The sequence below is a fragment of the Actinomadura sp. 7K507 genome (assembly GCF_004348425.1).
Lineage (GTDB): Bacteria > Actinomycetota > Actinomycetes > Streptosporangiales > Streptosporangiaceae > Spirillospora.
In genome coordinates this window covers 1-24,784 of sequence record NZ_SMKK01000049.1, presented here as the reverse complement: position 1 = coordinate 24,784, position 24,784 = coordinate 1, and the positions used below count along the sequence as shown (strand labels likewise).

Below are 24,784 nucleotides of genomic sequence, written 5' to 3'. Positions count from 1 at the left end.
CCGCAAGAAGGAAACCTACCTACTGGTAGTCGGGAATCGTAGGATGGGGACGTGCCGAGGATCAGTGAAGCGACCGTCGCGGAGCATCGGGCGCGGCAGTTGCGGACGCTCCTCGACGCCGCGCGGGCGCTCGTGGCGGAGGAGGGCCTCGAGGCGCTGTCGCTCGCGGCGCTGGCGAGGCGGGTCGGGTTGTCGCGGCCGAGCCTGTACGAGTACTTCCGGTCGAAGGACGACCTGGTCGCGGCGATCCTTGAGGAGGAGCTGCCCCGGTGGGCGTCGCTCGTCGAGGAGGCCCTGAACGGTCCCGGGGACCTAGAGGGCAAGGTCGAGGCGTACATCCGGGTACAGCTCGGGGTCATGACCGACGGGCGGCATGCCGCCGCGGTCGCCCTGGCCGAGCACGCGCTGGCGGAACCGGCCCTTGAGCGCATCCGGGTCGGCCATGCGATGCTGCTGCGCCCGCTCGCCGCCGCCCTGGAGGACGGCGGCGTCCCGGAGGCGATGCTCCGGGCGGAGTTGATCCAGGGTCTCGTCGACGCGGCCGCGCGGCTCGCGGAGCGCGCACCGGCCGAGGCCGAGGGGGTCATCGCGGCGACGCTGGCTCAGGCCACCCGGGGGCTTCGCTAGGGCGTCGTCGCCGCGAAGGTGACGCCGGTGAGGGTTTCGGAGATCTCCCAGAGCCGTTCGGCCTGGGCTGGGCGGTTCGCCTGCGGGGGCGTGACCACTTCGGTCGGGGCGCCGCGGTACTGGAGCAGGCGGGGTCCGTAGCAGGCGCCGCCGTGGACGTCCGGGGCCGTGGCCGCGTAGAGGGACGGCAGCGCGCCCGCGGCGGCGGACTGGGCCATCACGGCGTTGCCCACGCCGACGACCTTCTCCGTCAGCGTGCTGCCCTGCATCCTGGGGCCGGTCTGCTGGAGGTTGGTGGCGGCGTAGCCGGGGTGGGCGGCGGTGCTGGTCAGCTCGGGGAAGCGGCGGTCCAGGTCCCTGGCGAAGATCAGGTTGGCCAGTTTGGACTGGGCGTAGGCGGTCCACTTGCGGTAACGGCGTTCGCCCTGGAGGTCGTCGAAGTTCAGGCGGCCGGACCAGGCGAAACCCGAGGTGACCGTGACCACGCGGGGGGACGGGGCCGAGCGCAGCGCCGGCAGCAGGAGGCCGGTGAGGGCGAAGTGCCCGAGGTGGTTGGTGCCGAACTGCATCTCGAAGCCGTCGGCGGTGCTGCGGCGCGGGATGGCCATGACGCCGGCGTTGTTGACCAGGATGTCGAGGGACGCGTCGCCGTGCCGGTCCGCGAACGTCCGGACGGACGACAGGTCGGCGAGGTCGAGGGAGCCGAGCACGAGGTCGGCGTCCGGGGCGGCGGCCTTGACGCGGTCGAAGGCCGCCTGGCCGCGCTCGGCGCTGCGGCAGGCCAGCACGACGGATGCGCCGCGCCGGGCGAGCTGGAGCGCGGTGTGGTACCCGATCCCGCTGTTGGCGCCGGTGACGATCGCCCGCCGGCCGTGCAGATCGGGGATGTTCCCGGTCGTCCATCCGCGCATGGGGCACCTCCACGTCATATCGCGACTTCAAAAACTAGACGGGTCTTCGAATAGAGGACAACCGGTTCGCGATGTGGCGCAATTCACAGCCTCCGGGCGCGCCCTCCGGATACCGGAGGGCGCCCCGTTCTCAGGCCGGTTCTCAGGCCCGTTCTCAGGCTGGTTCTCAGGCCGGGAGGTTCTTCTCGATCGCGGCGACGACCTCGTCCGCCTCGGGCTCGGCCTGGGGCGCGAAGCGCGCCGCGACCGTGCCGTCGGGGGCGATCAGGAACTTCTCGAAGTTCCAGCGGATGTCGCCGGTGTGGCCCTCGGCGTCGGGCGAGCCGACCAGGCCCTGGTACAGCGGGTGCCGGCCGTCACCGTTGACCTCGACCTTCTCGGTCATCGGGAACGTGACACCGTAGGTCGCCGAGCAGAACTCCGCGATCTCGTCGGCGGTGCCGGGCTCCTGCCCCATGAACTGGTTGCAGGGGACGCCGACGACGGTGAAGCCGCGTCCGGCGTACCGCTCCTGCAGCCGTTCCAGGCCGGAGTACTGCGGGGTGAGGCCGCATTTGGATGCGACGTTGACAATGAGCACGGCTTTGCCCCGGTACTGGCCGAGGTCGGCGGGTCCGCCCCGCAGGCCGTCGATCTCTACGTCGTAAACAGACATAGGGCCGATCTTAGGAGATCACCCCCCGTGACCGGCCATGTCCTCGTCCAAACTCTCGCCGCCGCCCCGGGACGGGGACCCGGGGATGGCGGCTCGCCCTACGAGCCCAACGCGTTCACGAAGGACGCGAGCTGGTTGCCCGCCTCGCCGAGCTGGCTGAAGGCGTTGTTGACCACGTTGGCCGCGTCCGTGGGTGAGCTCAGCAAGTAGAAGATGACGAACGCGATCGCCACATAGCGGAGGTTCTTCTTCATCCGTACGCCGTCCCTGGTTGTAGCGCAGCGACACAACTGACCCGATCCCATTGTGCCCGGGCGCGTGTGCCCGCAAAGCGCGATTTTACTGTGACGCCGAGGCAACCGCTTGATGGCCACGCGCGAAGATGCCCCGTACCGCCGGGGGTACGGGGCCAGGGAGCCGTCCGTCAGCTCGGTAGCGCGCTCATGAACTGCGACAACGACTCGGCGGCCGAGCCGAGCCCGCTCAGGGCGTTGTTGACGAGACTCGCCGCTCCCTCTGGCCTGCTGATGACGTACCACACCCCGAAGGCGATCCCGGCGATCTTCATATGCTTCTTGTTCACTTCAACCACCCTCTGCAGTCAATGGACTACGGAGAGTGTTTCCCAGTGGTGGCCGGACAGAGAGCAAAGGCACGCAAAGAGACGGTCAGGTCCCGTTGGCGTGCTCGGCGAGGTACTCGATGTAGAGGGGGCGGAGCGCGTCCGCCATCTCCCCCTCCCCCGCGTGCGTGAACTCCTCCAGCAGCGCCAGGCCGTGGAAGAGGTCGAACTCCGCGCGGCCGACCTCGCCCAGGGACGCCGCCGCAGGGGGGATCGCGCGCAGCAGGTCCCACAGGAAGCCGACGTCGCGCCGCTCCTTAGCCAGGCTCATCGCCCGCTCGTACAGCTCCTTGGACGACAACTCGTCCAGACCGGCGCCACCGCCGGGCGTCACTTCGGACATGCCCTGACTCTAACCGGGCGGAAGAGGGCCAATCCCGCTCACTTCTTCTGGATGACGTCCTGCGGGATCTCCTGGTCCTGCTTGAGCGCGTCGAAGAGCCGGGTCGCCTTGGCCTTGTCCCAGGTGATGTACGAGCCGACGCCCGCCGCGCTGCCGTTGCCGCCGATCGGGACGGTGGTCGACACGCCGTCGCCGCCGCTGACGCCCTTCATCGCCCACATCATGCGCATCAGGTGGTGCAGGTGGTCGCCGTCGTCCACCAGGAAGTTGCTGGTGGCGTTCGTCGCCAGCGGGATGCTCTTGAACGGGTTGAGGACCGTCCCCGGGCTCGCCGCCTTCTTCATCAGCGCGCCGAAGAACTGCTGCTGGTTCTCCACGCGTTCGAGGTCGGCGCGGGCGAACTTGCGGGTCCGGACGTACCCGAGCGCGTCGGCGCCGCCGAGGGTCTGGCAGCCGGCCTTGAGGTCGAGCCCCGCCTTGACGTCCTTGATGTCTTCCTTGACGCACATGTCCACGCCGCCGATGGCGTCTACCACGCCGACGAAGCCGTTGAAGCCGATCTCGGCGTAGTGGTCGATGTGGAGGCCGGTGGCCTCCTCCACGGTCCGGGCGAGCAGCTTGGGGCCGCCGAACGCGAACGCCGCGTTCAGCTTGTTGCGCCCCTTGCCCGGGATCGGGACGTAGGAGTCGCGCGGGAGGCTGACCATGGACGTCCCGCCGGAGCCGTAGTGCAGCAGCATCATCGTGTCGGTGCGGCGCCCGGAGGCGAAACCGGTCTTGAGCTTCTTCTGCTCGGCCTTCGACAGGCCCTCGCGGCTGTCGGAGCCGACGATCAGCCAGTTCGTCCCCGGGGTGTCGGCGACCCGGCCGGGGTAGTCCTCCAGGACGGCCTCGCGCTTCAGCTTCGAGTCCAGGTAGAAGTAGCCGCCGACGACGATCAGCAGCAGGACGACCACGATGGCGCCGAACACCCGCCCCGTACGGCGGCGGCGCCGCCGCCTGGGCGGTGGACCGCCGTAGGGGTCGCCCTCGTCGTAGCGGCCCCCGCCGCGGAGCTGGTCACCCGCGTACGGGTCCCCGTACGGGTCTCCGTACGCCTCCCGCCCGTAGGCGGGCTGGTGGTGCTCCGCCGGAACGGAGCGTTGCCTGCTGCGGGCCACGCGGTCGTCCTCCTTGCGTGTCCAGCCTTCCGGCCAGCCGTCGCTCATGGGGTAGACCCTAGACTTCCCGCGCGTCCGCCGCGTCCTTCTCCTGCATGATTGTCCACTGGTACAAATCGCCGCTCTATGTGACATGTGAAGCGGAACCCGTCGTCCTCAGGTCGCACACTGCCCTTGGCGGGCAGTACGCGCGGAGGGCGGCGCATGGGTGCACGACGGCGTTTCCAGAGACGGTTCACGCTCCGCGGAAGGCGCCTCCGCGAGACCCGTCCCGCGCCCGAGCTGCCGGAACTGACCTCGCACGTCTGGCACGCGAAGGACCGGGAGCTGGCCGAGACCGGACTCGGCACGGTAGCACGGCGGCTCCCGGCGGTGATCGCCCAGGCGGCGGGGCTGGCCTGGCGGGCGAGCCCCGCCGACACGGTCGCGACGATCTCCCTCAACCTCGTCGCCGGGGTCTTCACGGCCTTCTGGCTGCTGGCGACCACCGGCGTGCTCACCGCGCTGTTCAGCGCCGGGCCGACGCCGGACCGGGTCCGTGACGCGCTGCCGTCGCTGGCACTGGTCGCGGGCGCGGTGGCGCTGCGCGCCGGGCTGCAGGCGTGCGCGGGCTGGTCGCAGTCGCGGCTGGAACCGCAGGTCCGGCGGCTCGCCGAACTCCGGCTGTACGAGGCGACGACCGCCGTGCACCTGGCCGCGCTCGACGACTCCGACTTCCTGGACGAGCTCCAGCGCGCGCAGGCCAGGGGCATGATGTCGGCGCCGCGGGTCGTCCAGCAGGCGGTGGACGTGCTCACCGGAGCCGTCGGGATGGTCGCGGCGGCCGGGACGCTCGGCGTGCTGCATCCGCTCCTCCTGCCGCTGCTCCTGCTGACCGCCGTCCCGGAGGGCTGGGCGTCCGTGCGCAGCGCGCGGATGCAGTACCTGACGATGCTCACCCTGGTCGAGGTCGCGCGCCGCAAGTGGATCCTGTCGGACCTGATGGTCGAACGGCGGCACGCCGCGGAGGTGCGGTCCTTCACCATGCGGAAGTTCCTGCTGAGCCAGTACGACCGGCAGGCCGCCTACCAGCGGACCGTCGAACTGGACCTCGCCCGCCGGCAGACCATCGCGCGGGTCACCGGAGACCTGCTGAAGGGCGTCGCCACGGCGGCCGTCTACATCGCGCTGGGGCTCATGCTGTGGAAGGGCGCGGTGCCGCTGGCGGTGGCGGGCACGGCGGTGCTGGCGATCCGGTCGGGCCAGTCCTCCCTGGCCAACCTCGTGTTCGCGGTCAACCAGTGCTACGAGGAAGGCCTGTACTTCGGCGACTACCTGGCCTTCTGCGCGAAGGCCGAGGAGCGCGTCCCTCGCCGCGCACTGCAGCCCGCCAGGGCGGAGGGACACGAAAACGTCCTGGACGGCTTCGACCGCATCCGCGTCCAGGACGTCAGGTTCACCTACCCGGGCGCGGACACACCGTCCCTCAACGGCATCTCGCTGGACCTGCGCAAGGGTGAGGTCGTCGCGCTCGTCGGCGAGAACGGCTCCGGCAAGACGACCCTCGCCAAGGTCATGGCCGGCCTGTACGACCCGGACTCCGGCGAAGTCCTGTGGGACGACGTGCCCCTGACGAAGGTGGCGCCCCACGACGTGTGGGAACGCGTCGCCGTCATCGCCCAGGAGTACACCCACTGGCCGATGACCGCCCGGCAGAACATCACCATGGGCCGCGGCCGCGAGCACGTCCAGGGCGAGGGCGAGGGCGAGGACCCGGCGATGCTCGCCGCCGCCCGCGCCTCCGGGGCCGACGAGGTCGTCGGCGACCTCGGCCGCGGATACGGCACGCTGCTCGACCGCCGGTTCAAGGGCGGCGCGGAGCTGTCGGGCGGGCAGTGGCAGCGTCTCGCCGTCGCACGCGGCTTCTTCCGCGACGCGCCGCTGCTGATCTGCGACGAGCCGACCGCGGCCCTCGACGCGCGGGCCGAGCACCAGCTGTTCGAGCGGATCCGCACGCACGCCGACGGCCGGACCGTCCTGCTCATCACGCACCGGCTCGCCAGCGTCCGCCACGCCGACCGCATCTACGTCCTGGAGCACGGACGGGTCATCGAAGAGGGCGACCACACCACGCTGATGGACCAGGGCGGCCTGTACGCGGACCTGTACTCGCTCCAGGCCGCCGCCTACGCGAACGGCGGCCCGCGCCCGCAGCCCGGCCAGGGCGCCGGCGCGGCGCCGGACAGCGGGCCTCAGAGGTAGGCGCCGAAACCGAAACCGGTCCGTTCGGGCGGCGGGGCGTCGGGGAGGTCCTCGGGTCGGAGCGTCCCCACCTCGGCGGCCTCGATCCCCCCGGCGCCCTCGTCGTCCTCCGCGGTGATGCGCCGCGCCTGCCGGGAGATCGCCGCCTCCAGCAGGTTGCGGACGAGCCGGGCGTTGCCGAACGAGGAGCCCCGCGGCTGCGCGGCGACCAGGCGGCGCACCGCGTCCAGGGTCCCGGACGCGAGCGCGAACCCGGCCTCCGCCGCCATGGACTCGAAGATGGTGACGAGCTCGTCGTCGGAGTAGTCCGGGAAGCGCAGGACCTTCGGGAACCGTGACCGCAGCCCCGGGTTGGCCTTCAGGAACCCCTCCATCTCCGCGTCGTAGCCGGCGACGATGACGACCAGGTCGCCGCGGTGCTCCTCCATCAGCCGCAGCAGCTCGGCGATCGCCTCGTGGCCGAAGTCGCGCCGGTCGCCGCCCGAGGACGACAGCGCGTACGCCTCGTCCACGAACAGCACGCCGCCGAGGGCGCGCTCGACCGCGCCCCGGACCCGAGGCGCGGTCTGCCCGACGAACTCGGCGACGAGATCGGCGCGGGTGACCTCCACCAGGTGCCCGGACGACAGCAGCCCGAGGCGCGCGTACACGGCGGCGATGAGCCGGGCGATCGTCGTCTTCGCGGTGCCCGGGTTGCCCATGAAGACCATGTGCCGGGACGGCGACGCCGGGGACAGCTTGGCGTCGCGCCGTAGCTGCTCGGCGCGGACCTCGGCCACCAGCGAGGACACCTCCCGCTTGATGTCGGCCAGCCCGATCAGCCGGTCGATCTCGGCGAGCGGGTCGCCGGGGACGTCGTCGCGGGCGCGGGTGAGGGTCTCGGGGACGTCCTCCAGCAGGATCTCGTCCAGCGACTCGGTCTCGTCGACGATGCCGTCGGCCAGGACGCGCCGTCCCTGCATCGCCACCGCCCGGTCCAGCAGGTTGATCATGGCCCGGGCGTTGCCGAACCCGCGTTCGCGCGGCGCCGCCTCGGCCAGTCCGCGGACCTTCTGCAGCACGCCGGCGGCCAGCTCGAAGCCCGCGTCGGCCGCCTTGGCCGCGAAGACCTCCACCAGCTCGTCCTCGGTGAGGTCGGGGAACCGGACGGTGCGGGGGAAGAACGCGGCCAGGCCGGGATGCGACTTCAGCAGCCCGTTCAGCTCCGCCTCCGGCCCGGTCAGCACGACGACGAGGTCCTCGCTGTGCGCCTGGACGCCGGTGACGAGCACGTCCAGGACCTCGCGTCCCCGGGCGGCGTCGGCGGCGGCCGACACCAGGGCGTGCGCGTCGCGGACGACCAGGACGCCCCCGTGGGCCTGCTCCACGGCCCGGCGGACCCGCAGGACGCTCTCGCTCGCGTACTCGCCGAGCAGGTCGGCGCGCTCGACCTCCACCAGATGCCCGGACGACAGCACCCCGAGCTCGGCGTAGAGGCGGCCGAGGATGCCCGCCACCTTGCGCTTCCCGGTGCCGGGATTGCCGATGAACACCAGGTGCCGGGGCCGTGCCCTGGCCGTCATGCCGGCCTCGCGGCGCAGCCGCGCCGCCTTCGCCTCGGCGACCAGCGCGTCCACCTCCCGCTTGGCGGGCTCGATGCCGGCGCACGCGGCCAGCTCGGCGAGCGGGTCGGTGTCGGCGGAGCGGCCCGGGACGAGGCGCTGCGGCACGTCCGCCGCCGTCACCTCCAGCGGCCCGGGGAGCGCGGCGGCGTCCGGCTGTTCCCCGTCCGCCTCCTCGTGCGCCTCCTCGGCGCGCCGGACGGCCGCGGCGACGGCCTCGCCCGCCATGTGCTCCACCAGCCGCGCGCCGCGCAGGTTCAGCAGCGGCGGGGTGCGGCGGAGCATGGTGGCGGCGGCCGCGGCCACGCCCGGTTCGACGCGGGCGCCGCGCCGCACGACCGCCAGGGTGAACAGCTCGGCGAAGTGGTCCTCGCCGAAGTCGCGGGTGCGGGCGACGTCGAACGCCCGGACGAGAGCCGGGTTGGCGTCGAACAGCCGCCGGTCCCCGCCGGGACGGCACAGCGCGACGACGCTGAGGGACGGGGAGCGGGCCATGAGGCGCCGGAGCTCCTCCACGGCCGCGGCGCCGCACCGCTCGTGCGCGGCGAGCTTCTCCAGGTCGTCGACCACCAGGAGCATCCGCGCCTCCAGGCAGTCGCGGACGCGGGACTGCAGCCACAGGACGGCGTCGCTCACCCCCAGCGACGCGAACACCTGGTCCGATATCCACATCGCCTCGCGGACCGCGCCGCCCTCGGCCAGCAGGCGTTCCACCGCCTCCGCGGCGGTCCCCTTGCCGGTGCCCTCCGGGCCCGCGATCAGCAGGCGGACCGGACGCTCCCCGGCGAGCCGCGCCGCCACCGCGTCCTCGAGCACCCGGGACAGCTCCGGCTGCCCGACCAGCATCTCGCCGGTGACCGTGCCACGTCGCTGACGCCGCTCCCCGCCGGCCTCGCCGTCCTCGGCGTTCTTGGCGCCGCCCAGCGACGCACCGAGCGTGTTGGGGACCCGCCGCGCGGTGAACAGCCGCCGCAGGTCGGCCTGGAACGCGCGCACGGGCACGCGGCAGCGCGGGCTCATCGGCGGGTCCGGAAGCCCCTGGACCGCGCCCGTGATGCGCACGGCCATGTCGAGCCAGGCACGGGACGCATCGGCCTCCCCCGCCACCAGGCCCCGCGCCAGCCAGGACCGCACATCGAGCTGCCACGCCTCGGGAGAGAAGCCCTCCCTCGCCGCGCGGAAGCGCTCCTCCAGGTTCTCGTAGCGCGTCGTGCCCAGCACCACGGCCAGCTCCGCGGGAACGACGGAGACCTCCGCCGCCAGGAGCAGGCGGGCAAGGGCGACGTCAGGCTCGTCCCCGTCCGCGACGGCTCCCGCCAAGCACGCGTGCGCGGCGTCCAATCCCGCGCACGCCCAACCCAGGTACCCGACCGGCCCCGCCAGTTCGGGCAGGACGGCCAGTTCCTCGTCGGTCAGCCCCGACGCCCACGCTTCGTCCAGCCGCCCGATGGGGACGCTCATGTCCTGCTCGCGCAGCCCGGGGTCGGCGGCGCGCCGGTCGAACAGGTCCATCAGCGCCCGCCGTCGCCGCTCCACCGGCTCCAGGCCCTCGAAGACGTCCAGGCCCGCACGCGCCAGCTCGAACATCACCGTCCGCCGCTCGCGGTCGTTCCCGGCGGGCTCGGGCAGCCACAGGCCCGGCGGGCGCCACCGCCCGCCCTGCGTGAACCAGGCCAGCGGCTCCCGGGCGGCCGGCTCGGGCGTCGCGAGGAACGCCGACAGCAGCTCGTAGTCCACGTCCCCCCGCGACCCGCCGCGGACCGCCGACGCGCCGAGCAGGAACGTCAGCAGCGACCACTGCTCGGCCCCCGCCGCGCTGGTGTCCCCGCCGTAGAAGTCGCTGAGCTGCCGCGTCAGCACCACCGCGCGCGGATCCCGGTTGTACTCCAGAGCCCGCTCGCGCATCTCCTCGTACAGGCCGTCAGGCACGCGCCAGGGACCGAACGCGTACACGTCCAGCACGGGCTCATCGGTGAGCAGCACTTCAAGATGATCCGGCAGCCGGGGGGAACTCACGATGCAGTTCTACCGCAGCGGGGTCACAGCGGGAGCGCGGTCGGGCGTTTGGGGGCGCGGCCGTCGCCGGTGGAGCGGCCGGTCGTCCGCCGGCCGATCCACGGCAGGAGGTACGTGCGTGCCCAGCGGACGTCCTCGCGGCGCGAGGTGAGCCAGTCGGCACGGTCCAGCGGCGGCCAGGGCTCGCGCCAGTCGCCGCGGGTGGGCAGGCCGATGGCCTCGGCGACGAGGAGGGCCATCCGGCGGTGCCCCTCGGGCGAGAGGTGGAGGCGGTCCTCGTACCAGGCGCGGGGATCGTCGAACACGCGCAGGGGCCACAGGTCGACGACGGTGCAGCCGCGGCGGTCGGCGATGGCGCGCAGGTGCATGTTGTAGGTGGCGGCCTTGCCGCGGATGCGGCCGCCGCCGCGCAGGCCCCGGGTGTCGAAGCCGGTGAAGACGACGACGCGGGACCCGGTGGCGCGCAGGCGGCGCACGGCGTCGTCGAAGACGACCGCGAGCGCGTCGGGGTCGGCCCCCGGCCGGATCATGTCGTTGCCGCCGGCGCACAACGTCACGAGGTCGGGCGCCAGCTCGACGGCGCACGGCACCTGGTCGTCGACGATCTGCCGGGCGAGCTTGCCGCGGACGGCGAGGTTGGCGTAGCGCAGTCCCGGGTGCCGCTCGGCGAGGAGCTCCGCCAGCCGGTCAGCCCAGCCGCGGAAGCGGTCGTCCTCACCGGGGTAGGGGTCGTTCAAGCCCTCGGTGAAGCTGTCGCCGAGGGCCACGTACGTCCGGATCCGCTCCAATTCACCCATCGCAACCCCCATTTCCGGTTCATGGTCGATCACGAAGATAAATCATGCACCGTGCATACGACCACACGGCTTACGCGACCGTGGTCCGGTTCAGGGGAAGCCGCGTCAGGTCCAGCTCGGCGAGGCGGTTCCGACCTGGCCGCCGGACGCGGCGGGCGGCGCGGAGGCGCCCGCGGACGGCATGGCGTGCATCGACATCGCGTGCTGGACGAGCGTGATCAGCACCTGCTTGGTGGACTCGCGGCTCCGCGCGTCGCACTGGACGATCGGCACGTGCGCGCTGATCGACAGGGCGTCGCGGATGTCCTCCACCGCGTACTGGAACTCCCCGTGGAACCCGTTGACGCCCACCACGAACGGCAGGCCGAGCTCCTCGAAGTAGTCCACCGCGGCGAAGCAGTCCTCCAGCCGGCGGGTGTCGACCAGCACGACGGCGCCGATCGCGCCGCGGACCAGGTCGTCCCACATGAACCAGAAGCGATGCTGCCCGGGGGTGCCGAACAGGTAGAGGATCAGCTCGCTGTCGAGCGACACGCGCCCGAAGTCCATCGCGACCGTCGTGGTCGTCTTGTCGGGCACGGCCGACAGGTCGTCCACGTCGGCGCTGGCCGCGGTCATCACCGCCTCGGTGGTGAGCGGCATGATCTCCGAGACCGACCCGACGAAGGTGGTCTTGCCGACACCGAACCCGCCGCCGACGACGATCTTGACCGAGGTCAGCTCGGCCTCTCCGCCGTGCGACCCCGGGGCCGGAACCTGGTCAGAGCTTCCGAAGGCCACTGAGCACCCTTTCTAGCAAGCGGAGGTCCGGCTGTCCGCCGGCGGTGGTGGCGGGCTGGGACTGGTGAAGCCGCAGCAGCCCTTCGACGGCCATGTCGGCGACGAGGACCCGCGCCACGCCGAGCGGCAGGCGCAGCAGGGCCGAGACCTCGGCCACCGAGCGGGCCGACCGGCACAGGTCCATGATCGCCCGGTACTCGGGGGTCAGCACGGCCACGTCCCGCGGCGGGTACGGCGCCGCGGTGACCAGCGCCTCGATCGCCAGATCGTAGCGCGGCTTGGTCCTCCCCCCGGTCACGGCGTACGGGCGCACCAGCGAGCTGGTCTCGTTCTCGGGACGCTCAGGGGGACGAGCCGGGGCCGGTGTCCGCCCCTGATCACCAGGCCAGCGCCCGGGACCCCCGGGACTGCCTCCGAAGCTGCCTCGATCCATGTCGCCGACCTCCGTCAGAGTCAGTCACGGTCTAATAGCGGGCGGGACCGGCGCCCATCTCCGTCACCGGAGGCCCCGAGTACGGAGGCTGGCCCTGATCCTGGGCGCGCAGCGCGGGCGTCAGCACCCGGCCCACGCGCTCGACCAGCAGCGTCATCTCGTACGCGACGAGCCCGAGGTCGCAGTCGGGCGCCGCCAGCACCGCGAACACCGACCCGTTCGTGATGGACATCACGAACAGCAGGCCGCGGTCCATCTCGACGACGGTCTGGTTGACCCCGCCCGCGTCGAAGATCTTCGCCGCGCCCTGGGTGAGGCTCATCAACCCGGAGGCGATCGCCGAGAGCTGGTCCGCACGCTCGGGCGGGAAGCCCGACGAGTACGCCATCGGCAATCCGTCCGAGGAGACCACGACGGCGTGCGCGACCTTCGCGACACGGTCCGCGAAGTTCGTCACCAACCAGTTGAGATCCTGCCCGCTCACCGGGTGCCTCCTGTCTCGCCGTCACCCTGTGACGGCGCCTCACCTGACGTGCCTGCACCGCGAGCCTCGTGGCGTCCCCGATGGACGCCACGCTGGAGGCTCGCGAAACGGTTGCGTACAACGTCGGCCGTCTGGCCGAATCCCTGCTGACCATCTGTGTGCTGGCCCGGTCCGTGCCCGCCCGGCGCCGGCTGGGCCTGCCCCTGCGGCGCCGCCTGGCCCTGCGCCGGACCGGCCGCCTGCGCGCCACCGGCCGGCGTGGCCGCGCGGCCGACCGCCCCCGGCACCCGGTTCTTGCCGGGCACCCGCTTGGGCAGACCGACGTTGGTGCGGGACGTCGCGACGGGCTCGCGGGCGGCCTCGGCGGCGCGGAATCCCGCGTCCGCCGGGGACTCCCAGCCCCGCACCGGGTCCTCCCCGGACCCGTCTCCCGACCTTCGCATGAACCACTCCGATTGCATCGCGTCGAAGATGGGCGAACGCTCGGGGACCCGCGGCGGCGCCTTCTGCTCGGGCGGAGCCTGCGCCGGCGGGGCCTGGGGCGCCCGCATGGACGGTTCGGGGACGGGGTTCGCGACCTCCTCCGGCGCGTGCGGCGCGGACATCGCGCCCGGCCGGGCCGGTTCCTGCGCCGGTATCTCGCCGGTCTCCCACTGGGCGCGACCGGGCCGGGGGTGGGCGCCGGTCGCCGAAGCGTCCCCGTAGGGGTCATGTGACGGCTGCCCCGAGTTCCCGCTGACCTGCTCCAGCGGCCCCGTCCCCCACGGGATCTGCCGCCCCGTGCCCGGCTCGGGCACCACCGGCTGGGCCTCCGGGACGACGGACTGCGGGCCGCCCGGGGGGTGGTAGGCGCCGTTGCCGGCGGCTCCGCCGTCCTGCTGCCGCTCGCTGCGCGGCTGGAAGAGGCCGTTGGACATGCCGTCGTCGGCGGGGCGTCCGGGAAGCTGCGCACCCGGCCGCCGGATGGGCAGCTCGCCCGGCCTGCGCGGGGGCTGCCCGTCGCCGGGCTGGTACGGGTCGTCCGCGGGCGGACGCCGGGCTCCGGGCGGCCCCTGCTCGCCGTGCGGGAGGGCCTGCTGCGGGCCCGTGCCCGGGAACGCGGCGTGCGCGCCGGTCCCGGCGGCCGGGATCGGGCCGGTCTCGTTCATGGCCGGCTGGGGGCCGGTGCCGCCGCGCAGGGGGCGCAGCGGCCCGGTGCCGGAGCCGCCGATCATCGAGTGGGAACCGGTCCCCCCGCCCATCGGCGCGCCCGCCGGCTGCCCCGCGGGCCCGTAGTCGTCCTGCCGGAACGCGCCGCCGGAGCCGATGGCGGGCGGCTCGGCGGTCGCGGTCAGCGCGGCGAGCTGCTGGCCCTCGGTCTCGCGCCCGCCGAAGCCGCGGGCGCCGACGCCGTTGGACTCGCCGGGGGTGATCACCGCGTCCGGCAGCACCACGAACGCGGTGAGGCCGCCGCCCTGGGCGGCGCGCAGCTCCACCCGGATGCCGTGCCGGACCGCCAGGCGGCCGACCACGAACAGGCCCATGCGCCGTGCCGCGGAGAAGTCGATGACGGGCGGGTTCGCCAGCCGCCAGTTGGCCTGCTCCAGCTCCTCCGCCGACATGCCGACGCCGTTGTCGGTGATCTGCAGCATCGAGCCGCCGCCGCTCAGCATCTGGCCGGAGACGGTCACCTTCGTGTGCTCGGACGAGAAGACCGTGGCGTTCTCGATCAGCTCGGCGAGCAGGTGGACGAGGTCGTTGACGACGGGCCCGGCGACGGTCATGTCGCCTTGAACCCGCAACGCGACCCGTTCGTACTGCTCAACCTCGGACAGTGAAGCGCGGACGACGTCGATCAGCGGGACGGCCTGGTTCCACCGGCGCACCTGCTCCTGACCGCCGAGGACGAGGAGGTTCTCACAGTTGCGGCGCATGCGGGTGGCCAGGTGGTCCAGCCGGAACAGGTTTCCGAGCTGCTCCTCGTCGCGCTCGCTCTGCTCCAGTTCCTCGATCAGGCGCAGCTGGCGCTCGATCAGGGACTGGCTCCGGCGCGAGAGGTTGACGAACATCGCGTTGATGTTGCCGCGCAGGACGGCCTCGTCGGCCGCCAGCCGGACCGCCTCGCGGTGGACCTCGTCGAAGGCCCGCGCGACCTGGCCGATCTCGTCGGTGGAGTCGATCTCGATCGGTTCGACCTCGATGCCGCCGGCGGCGGCCTCCGGGTCGCGCAGCCGGTCGACCAGGCCCGGCAGCCGCGTGCCGGCCACCTCCAGCGCGCCGGACTGCAGCCGCAGCAGCGGCCGCACCAGGGAGCGGGCCACGAGGATGACGGTCGCCAGGACGATCGCGAGGACGAGGAACAGCAGCGCCCCGTCGCGGATCGCGTCGGTCTGGGCGTCGGACTTGGCCTCGTTCGCGGTGTCCGCGAGCTCGGCGGCGACGTTCCGCTCGACCTCGTGCAGCTTGGTGACGCGCACGTTGGAGTCGTTCGCCCAGTCCTGGGCGAAGTTGCGGCCGAGCCTGACCCGCAGCGACGGGGACGCGTCGGCGACGGCGAGCGTCCGCAGCCGGGAGATCTCCGCACGGTCCAGTTCGGGGCCGGCGACGGTGTCCTCGAAGATCCGCAGCTGAGCCGGTGTGGCCAGGCCGCGGAACGTATCGATGCTTCGGCTCAGGCCGGTGCGGGCATCGTCGACCGCGGCGCGGCCGAACGGTGAGAACCCTCCCTCGTAGAGGGCCGCGGCGATGAGCGCCCGCTCGCGGGACGCCGCGTTCTTGGCCTTGGCGAGGTCGGCGAGCGCGAGCGCGGTCTGCGCGAGCCCGGGCGTCGGGGCCTCCTGGGCGACCAGCAGGTGGTAGTTGCTGAAGTCGTCGATGAACTCGCCGTACTTGGTGATGATCACGCCGGACGCGAGGCGCGTGGACACCGACCGCAGCGCGGCCAGGTCGTCGGCCCGGTCGAGGACGTTGTCGATCGCCTGTTCCGTCGCGGGCGAGGCGACGTCGAGGCCGTCGGCCGTCTCCCGCACCTTGCGCGCGGCGGCGTTCACCGCCTGCTGGATCGCCTTGAGCTGGTCTTCGTCGATGGCGCGCACGCCTCCCGAGGCCAGCCTCGCCATCGCGTCGCGCTCGTTCTCCACCTGTTGCGTGAGCGCAGTCAGATCCTTACCGAGCGTAGCCATATCGCCCGTCTGGCTGAAGGCGTCGGCGTCGTCCATGGAGACCTGGACGCGGTAGCCCGCAAGGAGTGCGGCCACGATCGTGGGCACCGCGATGAGGGCGAAGAGGCGCGTCCGCACGCGCCAGTTGCGCAGCTTGAGCCGGCCTCCCAGGAAGCCTCGCTTGGGGGCGTCTTCGCTGGCAGACGGGACTGGCTGAGGGGACTGCGGGGCCATCTCGGCCCCTTCGGCTTTCCGCACTGCCCTCCGCTACCTCTCAATGGGTCGATCGCTCGCGGCGCACAGTGACCCTGACGGAGATCCGGGTCGTGTCGCCTGCCCGCACCACTGTGGGCAAGCGCCGAACATTGCAACACAGAGCAACCATCATGGCCAACCCGAATGATCACACAGGTCTAGACTTGTGATGCAGGAGATAGAAATGTCACAGCTTGTTCATGAGTGTTCACATAAGTGCACGTAAAGCTGGCATCTCGCCCATGGCGCGCCCGGGGTGCGCTACGCTCCCGCCTCGTTGAAAGATCAGCTTTCAACCAGCTTCCCCCGCAAACTGGAGCGTTGTTCATGTCTGCTTCCCACCGCCGCACAGTCATCGGCGGCGCGCTCGCCATCGTGCTCGGGCTGACCGGCGTCGCCTGCGGCGACTCCGAGGACGGTACCTCGGCCAACGGCCTGGAGAAGTCCGATATCACCCTCGGCACGATGACGATCGCCGACACCGTCCCCATCCAGATCGCCATCGACAAGGGCCTGTTCAAGGCCGAGGGCCTGAACGTGAAGACGCAGGTCATCCAGGGTGGCGCCGCCGGTATCCCGCTGCTGAAGAGCGGCCGGCTGCACTTCAGCTTCGGCAACTACGTGTCGCTGTTCACCGCCGGCATCAAGGACCCCGGCTTCAAGCCGAAGATCGTCGCCGAGGGCTTCCAGAGCGCCTCGAAGTCGCACACCCTGATGGTGCGCAAGGACTCCCCGTACCAGACGGTCGCGGACCTCAAGGGCAAGAAGATCGGCGTCAACACCCGCCGCAACATCAGCACGCTGCTGGTCCGCGCCGCCGCCAAGCCCGTGAACGTGGAGTTCGACGAGGACGACAACTTCGTCGAGATCCCCCCGCCCAACATGGAGCAGGGCCTGAAGTCCAAGAGCGTTGAGGCCGTCCAGGCGATCGAGCCGTTCGGTACCCAGATGGAGCAGTCGATGGGCGCCCGCATGGTCGCCGACCTGTCCAGCGGCCCGACCGCCGACTTCCCGATCGCCGGCTACGCCGCCACCGAGGAGTTCATCAAGGAGAACCCGAAGACGTCCGCCGCCTTCCAGCGCGCGATGCAGAAGGCCCAGGGCATGGCCGCCGACCGCAAGCTCGTGCAGGACACCCTGCCGACCTTCGCCAAGGGCATCGACGCCAAGGTCGCCTCGACCATGAGCTACGGCACGTTCCCGACGACGCTGAGCGCCACCCGCCTCCAGCGCGTGGCGGACCTGATGCTCGAGTTCGAGTACATCGAGAAGAAGATCGACGTCAAGCAGTTCATCGCCGACTCCGCCGCATGAATTTTCGCCGCATCGCTTTGGGCGCCGCCGGGGCTGCCGGGGTGGTCGCCGTCCTCGAGGTCGTAAGCCGTGCAGGCCTCATCGACGAGACCGCCCTGCCCCCGGCGTCGACCGTTTTGGGGGAGGCCGCGAAACTGGCCGTCGACCAGGACTTTCTCCTCGACGTCGGAGCCACGCTGCAGGCGTGGTTCGGGGGGCTCGCGCTGGCGGTGCTCGTGGCGGTCCCGCTGGGCGTCCTGCTCGGCTCGGTCCCGCTGCTGGGCACCGCCGCCCGCGCGCTGGTCGAACTGCTGCGCCCCATCCCCTCGGTCGCGCTGATCCCGCTCGCCATCATCCTGTTCGCCGACCCCACGCAGATGAAGATGTCCCTGATCTTCTACGCCTGCCTGTGGCCGATCTTGATCAACACCCTGTACGCGCTTCGCGACGTCGACCCGGTCGCCAAGGAGAGCCTGCGCGCCTTCGGATTCGGGACGCCGTCGGTGCTGTGGCGCGTCTCGCTCCCGAGCGCCGCGCCGTTCATCACCACCGGCGTCCGCATCGCCGCGTCCGTCGCCCTCATCGTCGTGGTCAGCACCGAGCTGTTGGCCGGAGGGGTCAACGGCGTGGGAATCTACCTCAGCTCCACCCAGGCCGGCGGCGGCCGGACCGACCTGCTCCTGGCCGGGGCCGTCTGGGCCGGTGTCCTCGGGCTACTGGCCAACCTGGCGCTTCTCGGGCTAGAACGGGTGGCGTTCCGCTGGCACAGCGCCCGCGTGGAGGGGATCGCATGAGGGCCCTGAAAGCCCTGCGAGGGTTCATCGAGCGCGCCTGGCTGGTCGTCCTCTTCGTCGTGCTGTGGGAGCTGATCACCCGTGCGGTGAACGAGACCTACTTCCCGCCGCCCACCACGATCGTCAAGGCGCTGCACGAACTCTGGTTCTCGGGACCCGCGTCCAGCTTGTTCCTCACGGACAACGCCACGGACGACTTCTCCACCAGCCTGAGCCACCTGTTCATCGGGTGGGCCTCCGCGGGCGCCGTCGGCGTCGTGGTGGGCGCGGCCATCGGACGGTCCCAGACCCTGTACGACATGGCGTCACCGGTGCTGGAGTTCCTCCGCGCCGTACCGCCGCCGACCCTGCTGCCCTTCTTCATCATCGTCTTCCAGCTCGGCACGACGATGCAGGTCGTCACGATCGCGTTCGGCGTGGTGTGGCCGGTGCTGCTCAACACCTGCGACGGCGTCCGCACCGTGGACACCCTGCAGCTGGAGACCGCCAGGGTGTTCGGCATCGGCCGGCTGCGCCGGCTGGTGACGATCATCCTCCCGGGAGCGGCGCCGAAGATCTTCGCGGGGCTGCGGGTGGCGCTGTCGTTCGCGCTGATCCTCATGGTCATCTCGGAGCTGTTCGGCAGCACCGCGGGCATCGGCTCCGAGCTCATCGGCGCCCAGCGCGCGTTCGAACTGCCCCGGATGTGGGCCGGCATCGTCATGCTGGGCATCCTCGGCTTCCTGTTCAACGCCGTGTTCATGCTCCTGGAACGCCGCCTGCTGGCCTGGCACATCGGCGCGCAGAGGCTCGCGAACTGACGATGACCCTCATGCTGACCCTCAGAACGCACACACAGAAAAGGCGGCCGTGATGCTTCAGATAACCGGCCTCACGCACTCCTACGGCGACGGCCACCGGGCCATCGACGGGCTCGACCTCACCGTCCCGGACGGGCAACTCGTCAGCATCGTCGGCCCGTCCGGCTGCGGCAAGTCCACCCTGCTGCGCTGCATCGCCGGGCTGATCCGCCCGACCGGCGGGACGCTCACCCTGGACGGGAAGCCGATCAACGGCGTGCCCGACGACCTCGCGGTGGTCTTCCAGGACTACAGCCGGTCGCTGTTCCCCTGGCTGAGCGTCCGCGACAACGTCGCGCTGCCGCTGCGCCGGCGCGGGAAGTCGCGCTCGCAGCGGCGCGCCGCCGCGGAGGAGGCACTGGAATCCGTCGGCCTGCACGACGCGGGCCGCAAGTACCCGTGGCAGCTGTCCGGCGGCATGCAGCAGCGCGTGTCGATCGCCCGGGCGCTGGCCTACCGCCCCTCGCTGATGCTGATGGACGAGCCGTTCGGTTCCGTCGACGCGCAGACCCGGGAGGACCTGGAGGATCTCGTCCTGGAGGTGCACCGCACCCAGAAGATAACGATCCTGCTGGTCACCCACGACATCGACGAGAGCGTCTACGTCGGCGACCGGGTGGTCGTGCTGAACCGCTCACCCGCCCGGGTGCACGCGGACCTGCCCGTCGGGCTGCCGTCCGTCCGCGACCAGATCGACACCCGCGGGCTGCCCGAGTTCGTGCAGCTCCGGGCCGAGGTCGGCCGGCTCGTCCGCGGCGGCGCGAAGGTGCCCGGCGCGGCGCCCGCCGCCGAACGGTCCGAGGCGGAGGACCAGGAGCCGGAGAAGCTGAAGGAGTCCGGCGTGGGCAAGGGCGCCAAGCCCGCTCACTGAAGCACCCACTCACTGAAGACCGCCGCCATGAGCGGCGAACGGGAACGAGTCCGGGGCGGACGGGGCCGCCGCCACACCGGCCCCGCCTGCCCGGGACGAACGGGAGGCGATTCATGCGCGTACTCATCGTTGGTGCGGGGATCGGCGGGCTCACCACCGCGCTGAGCCTGCGTGAGGCCGGTGTCGAGGCGCTCGTCGTCGACTCCGCCGTCCAGCTGCGGCCGCTCGGCGTCGGCATCAACCTGCTTCCCCACGCCGTCCGGGAGCTCACCGAACTCGGGCTCGGCGACGAACTGGCCGAGATCGGCATCCCGACCGCCCAGACGGTGCATTTCGACCGGTACGGCGGCCGGATCTGGGCCGAGCCGCGGGGACGGGCGCTCGGCTACCACTGGCCGCAGTACTCGATCCACCGCGGAGAGCTGCAGATGGCGCTGCTCGACGCGGTCCTGGCGCGGCTCGGCAAGGACGCCGTCCGCACCGGGACCGTCTTCGAGGGCTTCGAGCAGGACGGGACGCAGGTGCGGGCGCGCCTGCTCGACCGCGCGTCCGGCACCGCCGGCACCGTCACGGCCGACGTGCTGATCGGCGCCGACGGGCTGCACTCCGCCGTCCGGGCGCAGCTCCACCCGGGCGAGTCGGCGCCGCTGTGGAACGGCATCAGGATGTGGCGCGGCGTCACCGAGGGCGAGCCGTTCCTGAACGGCCGGACTCTCGCGATCGCGGGCAGCAACGCCGCGTCCAAGATGGTCGCCTACCCGATCTCCATGCGCGCCGAGCGGCGGGGCAAAGCGCTCCTGAACTGGGTCGCGGAGGTGAAGCTCGCCGACGACCAGCTCGACGACACCGCCGACTGGAACCGGACGGGCCGCCTGGAGGACGTCCTCCCCTACTTCGCGGACTGGACGTTCGACTGGCTGGACATCCCGGCGATGCTGTCCGCCACGGCGGAGATCCTGGAGTACCCGATGGTCGACCGGGACCCCCTCGACCGCTGGACGTCCGGCCGGGTGACCCTGCTCGGCGACGCCGCCCACCCGATGTACCCGATCGGTTCCAACGGCGGCTCGCAGGCCGTCCTCGACGCCCGCGTCCTGGCGCACGAGCTGGTCAAGGCCGCCGATCCCGGCGCCGGGCTGCTCGCCTACGAGCGGGAACGCCGCGAGACGGTCAACCGCATCGTGCTGGCCTGCCGCGACATGCCCGCCGACCGCATCCTGCAGACCGTCAGCGAACGCGCACCGGAGGGCTTCGACGCCATCGAGGACGTCCTGGCGCCGACCGAGCTGAACACCATCGCCGGCGCCTACCGCCAGACGTCGTTCTCCGACGTCGAAACCCTCAACACCCGCCCGTCCTACACACCCTCCGCCTGAGAACCCGCCCTGAGGGATCCGGCTCGCCGCCGCGATCGTGCCGTCCGACCTCGGGACCGGATGCAGGTGCCTCGATCACTACGGAGCCGTCCCTCCTGGACCTGACCGTCGCCGACGACGACCCGCCCGCCGACGAATCCTGAGTCAGGCGGCCGGCATACTGCATCACCGGGCGGTCGTTACCGCGTCCAGACGGGTGCTCATGGCGTGGGCGGCGCGATCGTAGAAGGACGGGTCGTCGTGGAGGCGTGCCTGCGTTGAGCCGCCGCGGCAGACGGCGTCCAGCTCGAACGCGAGCTGGGCGACGTCGGTGGCCGCGTCGATTTCACCGTGCTCCCGGGCCTGGCGCAGGCAGCGCTCCAGGAAGTCCCGCCAGTCGCGTTGTGAGGACGCGATGGCGTCGCGGACGCGCCCCGGGCGGGCGTCGAACTCGGCCATCGTGGAGTCGAAGAAGCAACCGCCGGGGAAGACGGGTTGGCGCTGGTAGCGCCGCCAGGCGTCCAGCAGCGCCCGGACGCGCCCGAAGCCTCGGGGGACGGCGAGGGCGGGCTCGATGACGTGCTCGCGGTAGACGTCGACGGCCTTGGCGACGGTCGCGAGCTGCAGTTCCTCCTTGGATCCGAAGTGCGTGAAGACGCCGCTCTTGCTGATCCGCAGCTCGGTGGCGAGCCGGCCGATCGACAGGCCCTCCAGCCCCTCCGCCGACGCGATGTCGGCGGCGCGGCCGAGGATGGCCTGGCGTGTCTGCTCACCCTTGAGAACCCGCCCGTCGGTGCTCACGCCAACTAATCTGCACGACCGTTCGTGCAAAGTCAATGCGGCAACCCCCTTGACGGGCGAGGTCTGCACCAAAGAGTGTACGACCGTTCGTTTATTTTCCTTGGAGAGGCTCCGTATGACCGCCGAGACCACCGCGGCGCCGCCCGCCGCCACCGCGCGGCGCGACGTGCCCTGGCTGGCCGCCGGGGCGACGTTCCTGGCGATGCTCGACGCCACCGTCGTCAACCTGGCCGTCCCCGACCTGCGCGCCGACTTCCCGGGGGCCTCGCTCTCCGGGCTCACCTGGATGATCACCCTGTACGCGGTGCTGTTCGCGGCACTGCTCGCCCCGGCCGGGCGGCTCGCCGACCTGGTCGGCCGGCGCGTGCTGTACCAGTGGGGCGTCGGGCTGTTCACGCTCGCCTCGCTGGCCTGCGCGATCGCGCCGAACCTGCCCGTCCTGCTGACGACGCGCGCGGTGCAGGGCGCCGCCGCGGCCGCGATGATCCCCGCCTCGCTCGCGCTGCTCCTGCGCGACACGCCCGCCGAACGGCGCGCGAGCGCCATCGGGCTGTGGAGCGCGGCGGGAGCGTTCGCCGCCGCCATCGGCCCCGGCCTGGGCGGGGTCCTCGTGGACCAGTTCGGCTGGCGGTCGCTGTTCATCATCAATGTGCCGTTCGGCCTGGCCATGGTGCTGGGCGGGCTGCGCCTCCCCCGCACCGGGAGCGGCGACGGACGGCTGCCCGACCTGGTCGGGACGATCCTGCTCGGCGGCGGCGTGGGCGGCATCGCGCTCGGCGTCACCCAGACCCAGGACTGGACCTGGACGGACACCCGCACGCTGACCCTGCTGATCGGCGGCGCGGTCCTGGTCGCCGTGACACTGTGGAGGTCGGCGCGGCACCCGGTGCCCGCGCTGGAGATCTCACTGTGGCGCAGCCGCCAGTTCGCCCTCGCCAACGCCGCCTCGTTCCTGTACGGGACGGCCCTGTACTCATGGCTGCTGCTCGGCGTCCTCTACCTCACCGCCCAGTGGGACTACTCGATCCTCAAGGCGGGGCTCGCCTCGACGCCCGGGGCGTTCACCGCGACTGCGGCCGCGATCGTCATGGGCCGCCTGACCGGCCGCATCGGCGTCCGTCCCGCCGTCGCCGGGGGCGCGCTCATCATGGTCGCCTCCGGTGTCTGGGCGTGCGCGTCGCTTCCGGCCGAGCCGCACTTCCTCACCTTCTGGCTCCCGGTCGGGCTCCTGGTCGGGGCCGGGATGGGCATGCTCAGCACCGGCACCGCGTCCGCCGCCGCGCTGTCGGTCGACCCGCTGCGGTTCGCCGGCGCCACCGGCCTCAACACGACGGCGCGCCAGCTCGGCGGCGCGCTCGGCATCGCGGCCCTGGCGGCGCTGCTGCCCGCCCAGGCGGTGCACGACGACTACACCGCCGTCTACCTGTTCTGCACCCTCGCCGCCGGCGGCGCGGCCCTCGCGGGGCTGCTGCTGACCGTCCGGCCCAGCACATCCTGAGGAGACCACGATGACCGAGACGATCCTGTCCGAGCGGACGGACCCGGCCGTCCTATCCCCCGCCAAGGCGGCCGCGCTGCTGGCCGACGCGCCCTGGACGAGGATGGTGACGATCGGCGACAGCGTCGCGGCGGGCGTCCGCGAACCCGTGCCCGGCTACCGGGACATGTCGTGGGCAGACCGGGTCGAGGAGGCCCTGCGCGCGGTGGCGCCCGACTTCACCGCGCGCAACCTCGGCCGCCGCGACCTCGTCGCCGCGCAGATCGCGGCCGAGCAACTGGAGCCCGCCCTGGCGTTCGGCCCCGACCTGGCAATAGTCGTGGCCGGCGGCAACGACATGCTTCGCCGGCACTTCGACGTGGACGAGGTACGGCGTGAGCTGGCCTCGATGGTGTCGGCGTTCCGCGCCGCCGGGGCCGACGTCGTGACGATCGGGCTGCTGGACATCACGGTCGCCGGTCTCGGACCGCCCCGCTACCGGGAGGTGATGTCGACTCGGACGCGGCAGCTGAATGCCCTGGCCGCCGACATCGCAGCCGATCACGGCGCCTGCCATGTCGTCAACCCGCCCGACCATCCGGTGGCCGCCGACCCGGGCATCTACAGCGGCGATCAGCTGCACCTCAACGCCCGGGGGCACGCCTTCGCCGCCGCCAACACCATCCGGGCCATGGCGGGCTACTTGGCGTCGGCGTAGCGTTCCACGACCGCGATCTCCATGGGGAACACGACCGGGGTGTCGCCGAACAGCAGCCTTCCCGCCTCGTCCGCCGAGGCGTGGACTGCGGCGGCGACGTCCCCGGCCAGCTCGGCGGGGGTATGCACGATGACCTCGTCGTGCTGGAAGAACACCAGACGCGGCAGACCGCCGAGCGCGGTGAGGCGACGGCGCAGGGAGCCGAGCAGCGCGAGCGCCCAGTCGGCGGCGGTGGCCTGGACGACGAAGTTGCGGGTGAAGCGGCCCCGGCTGCGCAGCGCCTGCGCCGCCGTGCCCTGACCCGGCTGCGAGGCCGCGTCATCACCGGCCGATGTCAGCTCGCGCCACCCGGCCGACGGCGGCGGGCAGGTGCGGCCCAGCCGGGACCGGACGAGATGCCCGCGCTCCCCCGCCCGCGCGGCGGCCTCCACGTACCCGAACGCGTCGGGGAACCGGTTCTTCAGCACGGCGAGGAGCCGCACCGCCTCCCCCGTCCCGCCGCCGTACATGGCCGACAGCAGCGCGAGCTTGGCCTTGTCCCGCGCACTCAGCCCGTCCTCCAGCCCCCGCC

22 protein-coding genes and 1 pseudogene are annotated in these 24,784 nt (G+C 72.1%); 9 read left to right on the top strand and 14 right to left on the bottom strand.

The genetic code is table 11. The features are described from left to right. Window positions 1-51 precede the first annotated feature (51 nt). On the top strand, window positions 52-627 hold the full coding sequence (locus E1285_RS13770) for a TetR/AcrR family transcriptional regulator (protein ID WP_132151870.1): 576 nt from the start codon (window positions 52-54) through the stop codon (window positions 625-627). On the opposite strand, the gene E1285_RS13765 is transcribed toward E1285_RS13770, so the two are convergent. The 6 genes from E1285_RS13765 to E1285_RS13750 all read right to left on the bottom strand — a co-directional run bounded on the left by E1285_RS13765 (window position 624) and on the right by E1285_RS13750 (window position 4,366). Beyond that, window positions 624-1,538: an oxidoreductase gene (locus E1285_RS13765; RefSeq protein ID WP_132151868.1), complete on the bottom strand. Its 915-nt coding sequence runs from the start codon at window positions 1,536-1,538 to the stop codon at window positions 624-626. The genes E1285_RS13770 and E1285_RS13765 overlap by 4 nt on opposite strands. Window positions 1,539-1,704: 166 nt before the next feature. Next, window positions 1,705-2,193 carry a glutathione peroxidase gene (locus tag E1285_RS13760; protein ID WP_132151866.1) on the bottom strand — a complete coding sequence of 163 codons (489 nt, stop codon included), beginning with the start codon at window positions 2,191-2,193 and terminating at the stop codon, window positions 1,705-1,707. 98 nt (window positions 2,194-2,291) lie between these two features. Then, complete coding sequence (locus E1285_RS45575; protein ID WP_165966603.1) at window positions 2,292-2,447, bottom strand: hypothetical protein; 156 nt, start codon at window positions 2,445-2,447, stop codon at window positions 2,292-2,294. Window positions 2,448-2,617: 170 nt separating this feature from the next. Continuing rightward, window positions 2,618-2,776, bottom strand: coding sequence for a hypothetical protein (locus E1285_RS45570; RefSeq protein WP_165966602.1), 159 nt, complete (start codon window positions 2,774-2,776; stop codon window positions 2,618-2,620). 85 nt (window positions 2,777-2,861) lie between these two features. Continuing rightward, a complete protein-coding gene (locus tag E1285_RS13755) occupies window positions 2,862-3,158 on the bottom strand; it encodes a hypothetical protein (RefSeq protein ID WP_132151864.1) in 297 nt (98 codons plus the stop codon). Window positions 3,159-3,196: 38 nt separating this feature from the next. Next, window positions 3,197-4,366, bottom strand: coding sequence for an LCP family protein (locus E1285_RS13750; protein WP_132151862.1), 1,170 nt, complete (start codon window positions 4,364-4,366; stop codon window positions 3,197-3,199). A gap of 156 nt (window positions 4,367-4,522) precedes the next feature. On the opposite strand from E1285_RS13750, the gene E1285_RS13745 reads away from it, so the two are divergent. Next, a complete protein-coding gene (locus tag E1285_RS13745) occupies window positions 4,523-6,559 on the top strand; it encodes an ABC transporter ATP-binding protein (protein WP_132151860.1) in 2,037 nt (678 codons plus the stop codon). On the opposite strand, the gene E1285_RS13740 is transcribed toward E1285_RS13745, so the two are convergent. The 6 genes from E1285_RS13740 to E1285_RS13715 all read right to left on the bottom strand — a co-directional run bounded on the left by E1285_RS13740 (window position 6,550) and on the right by E1285_RS13715 (window position 16,044). After that, window positions 6,550-10,176 (bottom strand): AAA family ATPase, encoded by a 3,627-nt coding sequence (locus E1285_RS13740; RefSeq protein ID WP_132151858.1) that lies wholly within the window; start codon window positions 10,174-10,176, stop codon window positions 6,550-6,552. The two genes, E1285_RS13745 and E1285_RS13740, sit on opposite strands and share 10 nt — an antisense overlap. 23 nt (window positions 10,177-10,199) lie before the next feature. Beyond that, window positions 10,200-10,973, bottom strand: coding sequence for an SGNH/GDSL hydrolase family protein (locus tag E1285_RS13735; RefSeq protein ID WP_132151856.1), 774 nt, complete (start codon window positions 10,971-10,973; stop codon window positions 10,200-10,202). A 105-nt stretch (window positions 10,974-11,078) separates the two neighbouring features. Then, window positions 11,079-11,693: an ATP/GTP-binding protein gene (locus E1285_RS13730; RefSeq protein ID WP_132151908.1), complete on the bottom strand. Its 615-nt coding sequence runs from the start codon at window positions 11,691-11,693 to the stop codon at window positions 11,079-11,081. Window positions 11,694-11,733: 40 nt separating this feature from the next. Then, window positions 11,734-12,186 (bottom strand): DUF742 domain-containing protein, encoded by a 453-nt coding sequence (locus tag E1285_RS13725; protein ID WP_132151854.1) that lies wholly within the window; start codon window positions 12,184-12,186, stop codon window positions 11,734-11,736. A gap of 31 nt (window positions 12,187-12,217) precedes the next feature. Further along, window positions 12,218-12,670: a roadblock/LC7 domain-containing protein gene (locus E1285_RS13720; RefSeq protein WP_132151852.1), complete on the bottom strand. Its 453-nt coding sequence runs from the start codon at window positions 12,668-12,670 to the stop codon at window positions 12,218-12,220. Continuing rightward, window positions 12,667-16,044 (bottom strand): nitrate- and nitrite sensing domain-containing protein, encoded by a 3,378-nt coding sequence (locus E1285_RS13715; RefSeq protein WP_132151850.1) that lies wholly within the window; start codon window positions 16,042-16,044, stop codon window positions 12,667-12,669. Before E1285_RS13715 ends, E1285_RS13720 begins: the two co-directional genes overlap by 4 nt. 348 nt (window positions 16,045-16,392) lie before the next feature. Between E1285_RS13715 and E1285_RS13710 the strand changes: the two genes are divergently transcribed. The 5 genes from E1285_RS13710 to E1285_RS13690 all read left to right on the top strand — a co-directional run bounded on the left by E1285_RS13710 (window position 16,393) and on the right by E1285_RS13690 (window position 21,238). Continuing rightward, window positions 16,393-17,379, top strand: coding sequence for an ABC transporter substrate-binding protein (locus E1285_RS13710; protein WP_132151848.1), 987 nt, complete (start codon window positions 16,393-16,395; stop codon window positions 17,377-17,379). Then, a complete protein-coding gene (locus E1285_RS13705; RefSeq protein ID WP_132151846.1) occupies window positions 17,376-18,152 on the top strand; it encodes an ABC transporter permease subunit in 777 nt (258 codons plus the stop codon). The genes E1285_RS13710 and E1285_RS13705 overlap by 4 nt, the downstream gene beginning before the upstream one ends. Beyond that, window positions 18,149-18,952 carry an ABC transporter permease gene (locus E1285_RS13700; RefSeq protein WP_132151844.1) on the top strand — a complete coding sequence of 268 codons (804 nt, stop codon included), beginning with the start codon at window positions 18,149-18,151 and terminating at the stop codon, window positions 18,950-18,952. Before E1285_RS13705 ends, E1285_RS13700 begins: the two co-directional genes overlap by 4 nt. Before the next feature lie 52 nt (window positions 18,953-19,004). After that, window positions 19,005-19,862, top strand: coding sequence for an ABC transporter ATP-binding protein (locus E1285_RS13695; RefSeq protein ID WP_132151843.1), 858 nt, complete (start codon window positions 19,005-19,007; stop codon window positions 19,860-19,862). Window positions 19,863-19,975: 113 nt separating this feature from the next. Next, entirely contained in the window at window positions 19,976-21,238 is a 1,263-nt protein-coding gene (locus E1285_RS13690; protein ID WP_132151841.1) for a flavin-dependent oxidoreductase, read from the top strand. A 165-nt stretch (window positions 21,239-21,403) separates the two neighbouring features. On the opposite strand, the gene E1285_RS13685 is transcribed toward E1285_RS13690, so the two are convergent. Further along, window positions 21,404-22,018, bottom strand: a complete 615-nt coding sequence (locus E1285_RS13685) for a TetR/AcrR family transcriptional regulator (protein WP_132151839.1) — start codon at window positions 22,016-22,018, stop codon at window positions 21,404-21,406. A 115-nt stretch (window positions 22,019-22,133) separates the two neighbouring features. On the opposite strand from E1285_RS13685, the gene E1285_RS13680 reads away from it, so the two are divergent. Both E1285_RS13680 and E1285_RS13675 read left to right on the top strand, forming a co-directional pair. Continuing rightward, window positions 22,134-23,516 carry an MFS transporter gene (locus E1285_RS13680; RefSeq protein WP_165966601.1) on the top strand — a complete coding sequence of 461 codons (1,383 nt, stop codon included), beginning with the start codon at window positions 22,134-22,136 and terminating at the stop codon, window positions 23,514-23,516. 10 nt (window positions 23,517-23,526) lie between these two features. Continuing rightward, window positions 23,527-24,213, top strand: a complete 687-nt coding sequence (locus tag E1285_RS13675; protein ID WP_132151835.1) for an SGNH/GDSL hydrolase family protein — start codon at window positions 23,527-23,529, stop codon at window positions 24,211-24,213. Here the strand turns inward: E1285_RS13675 and E1285_RS13670 are convergent. Then, window positions 24,195-24,784: pseudogene (locus tag E1285_RS13670) on the bottom strand (bifunctional 3'-5' exonuclease/DNA polymerase); the annotation flags it as partial. The gene E1285_RS13675 and the pseudogene E1285_RS13670 overlap by 19 nt on opposite strands.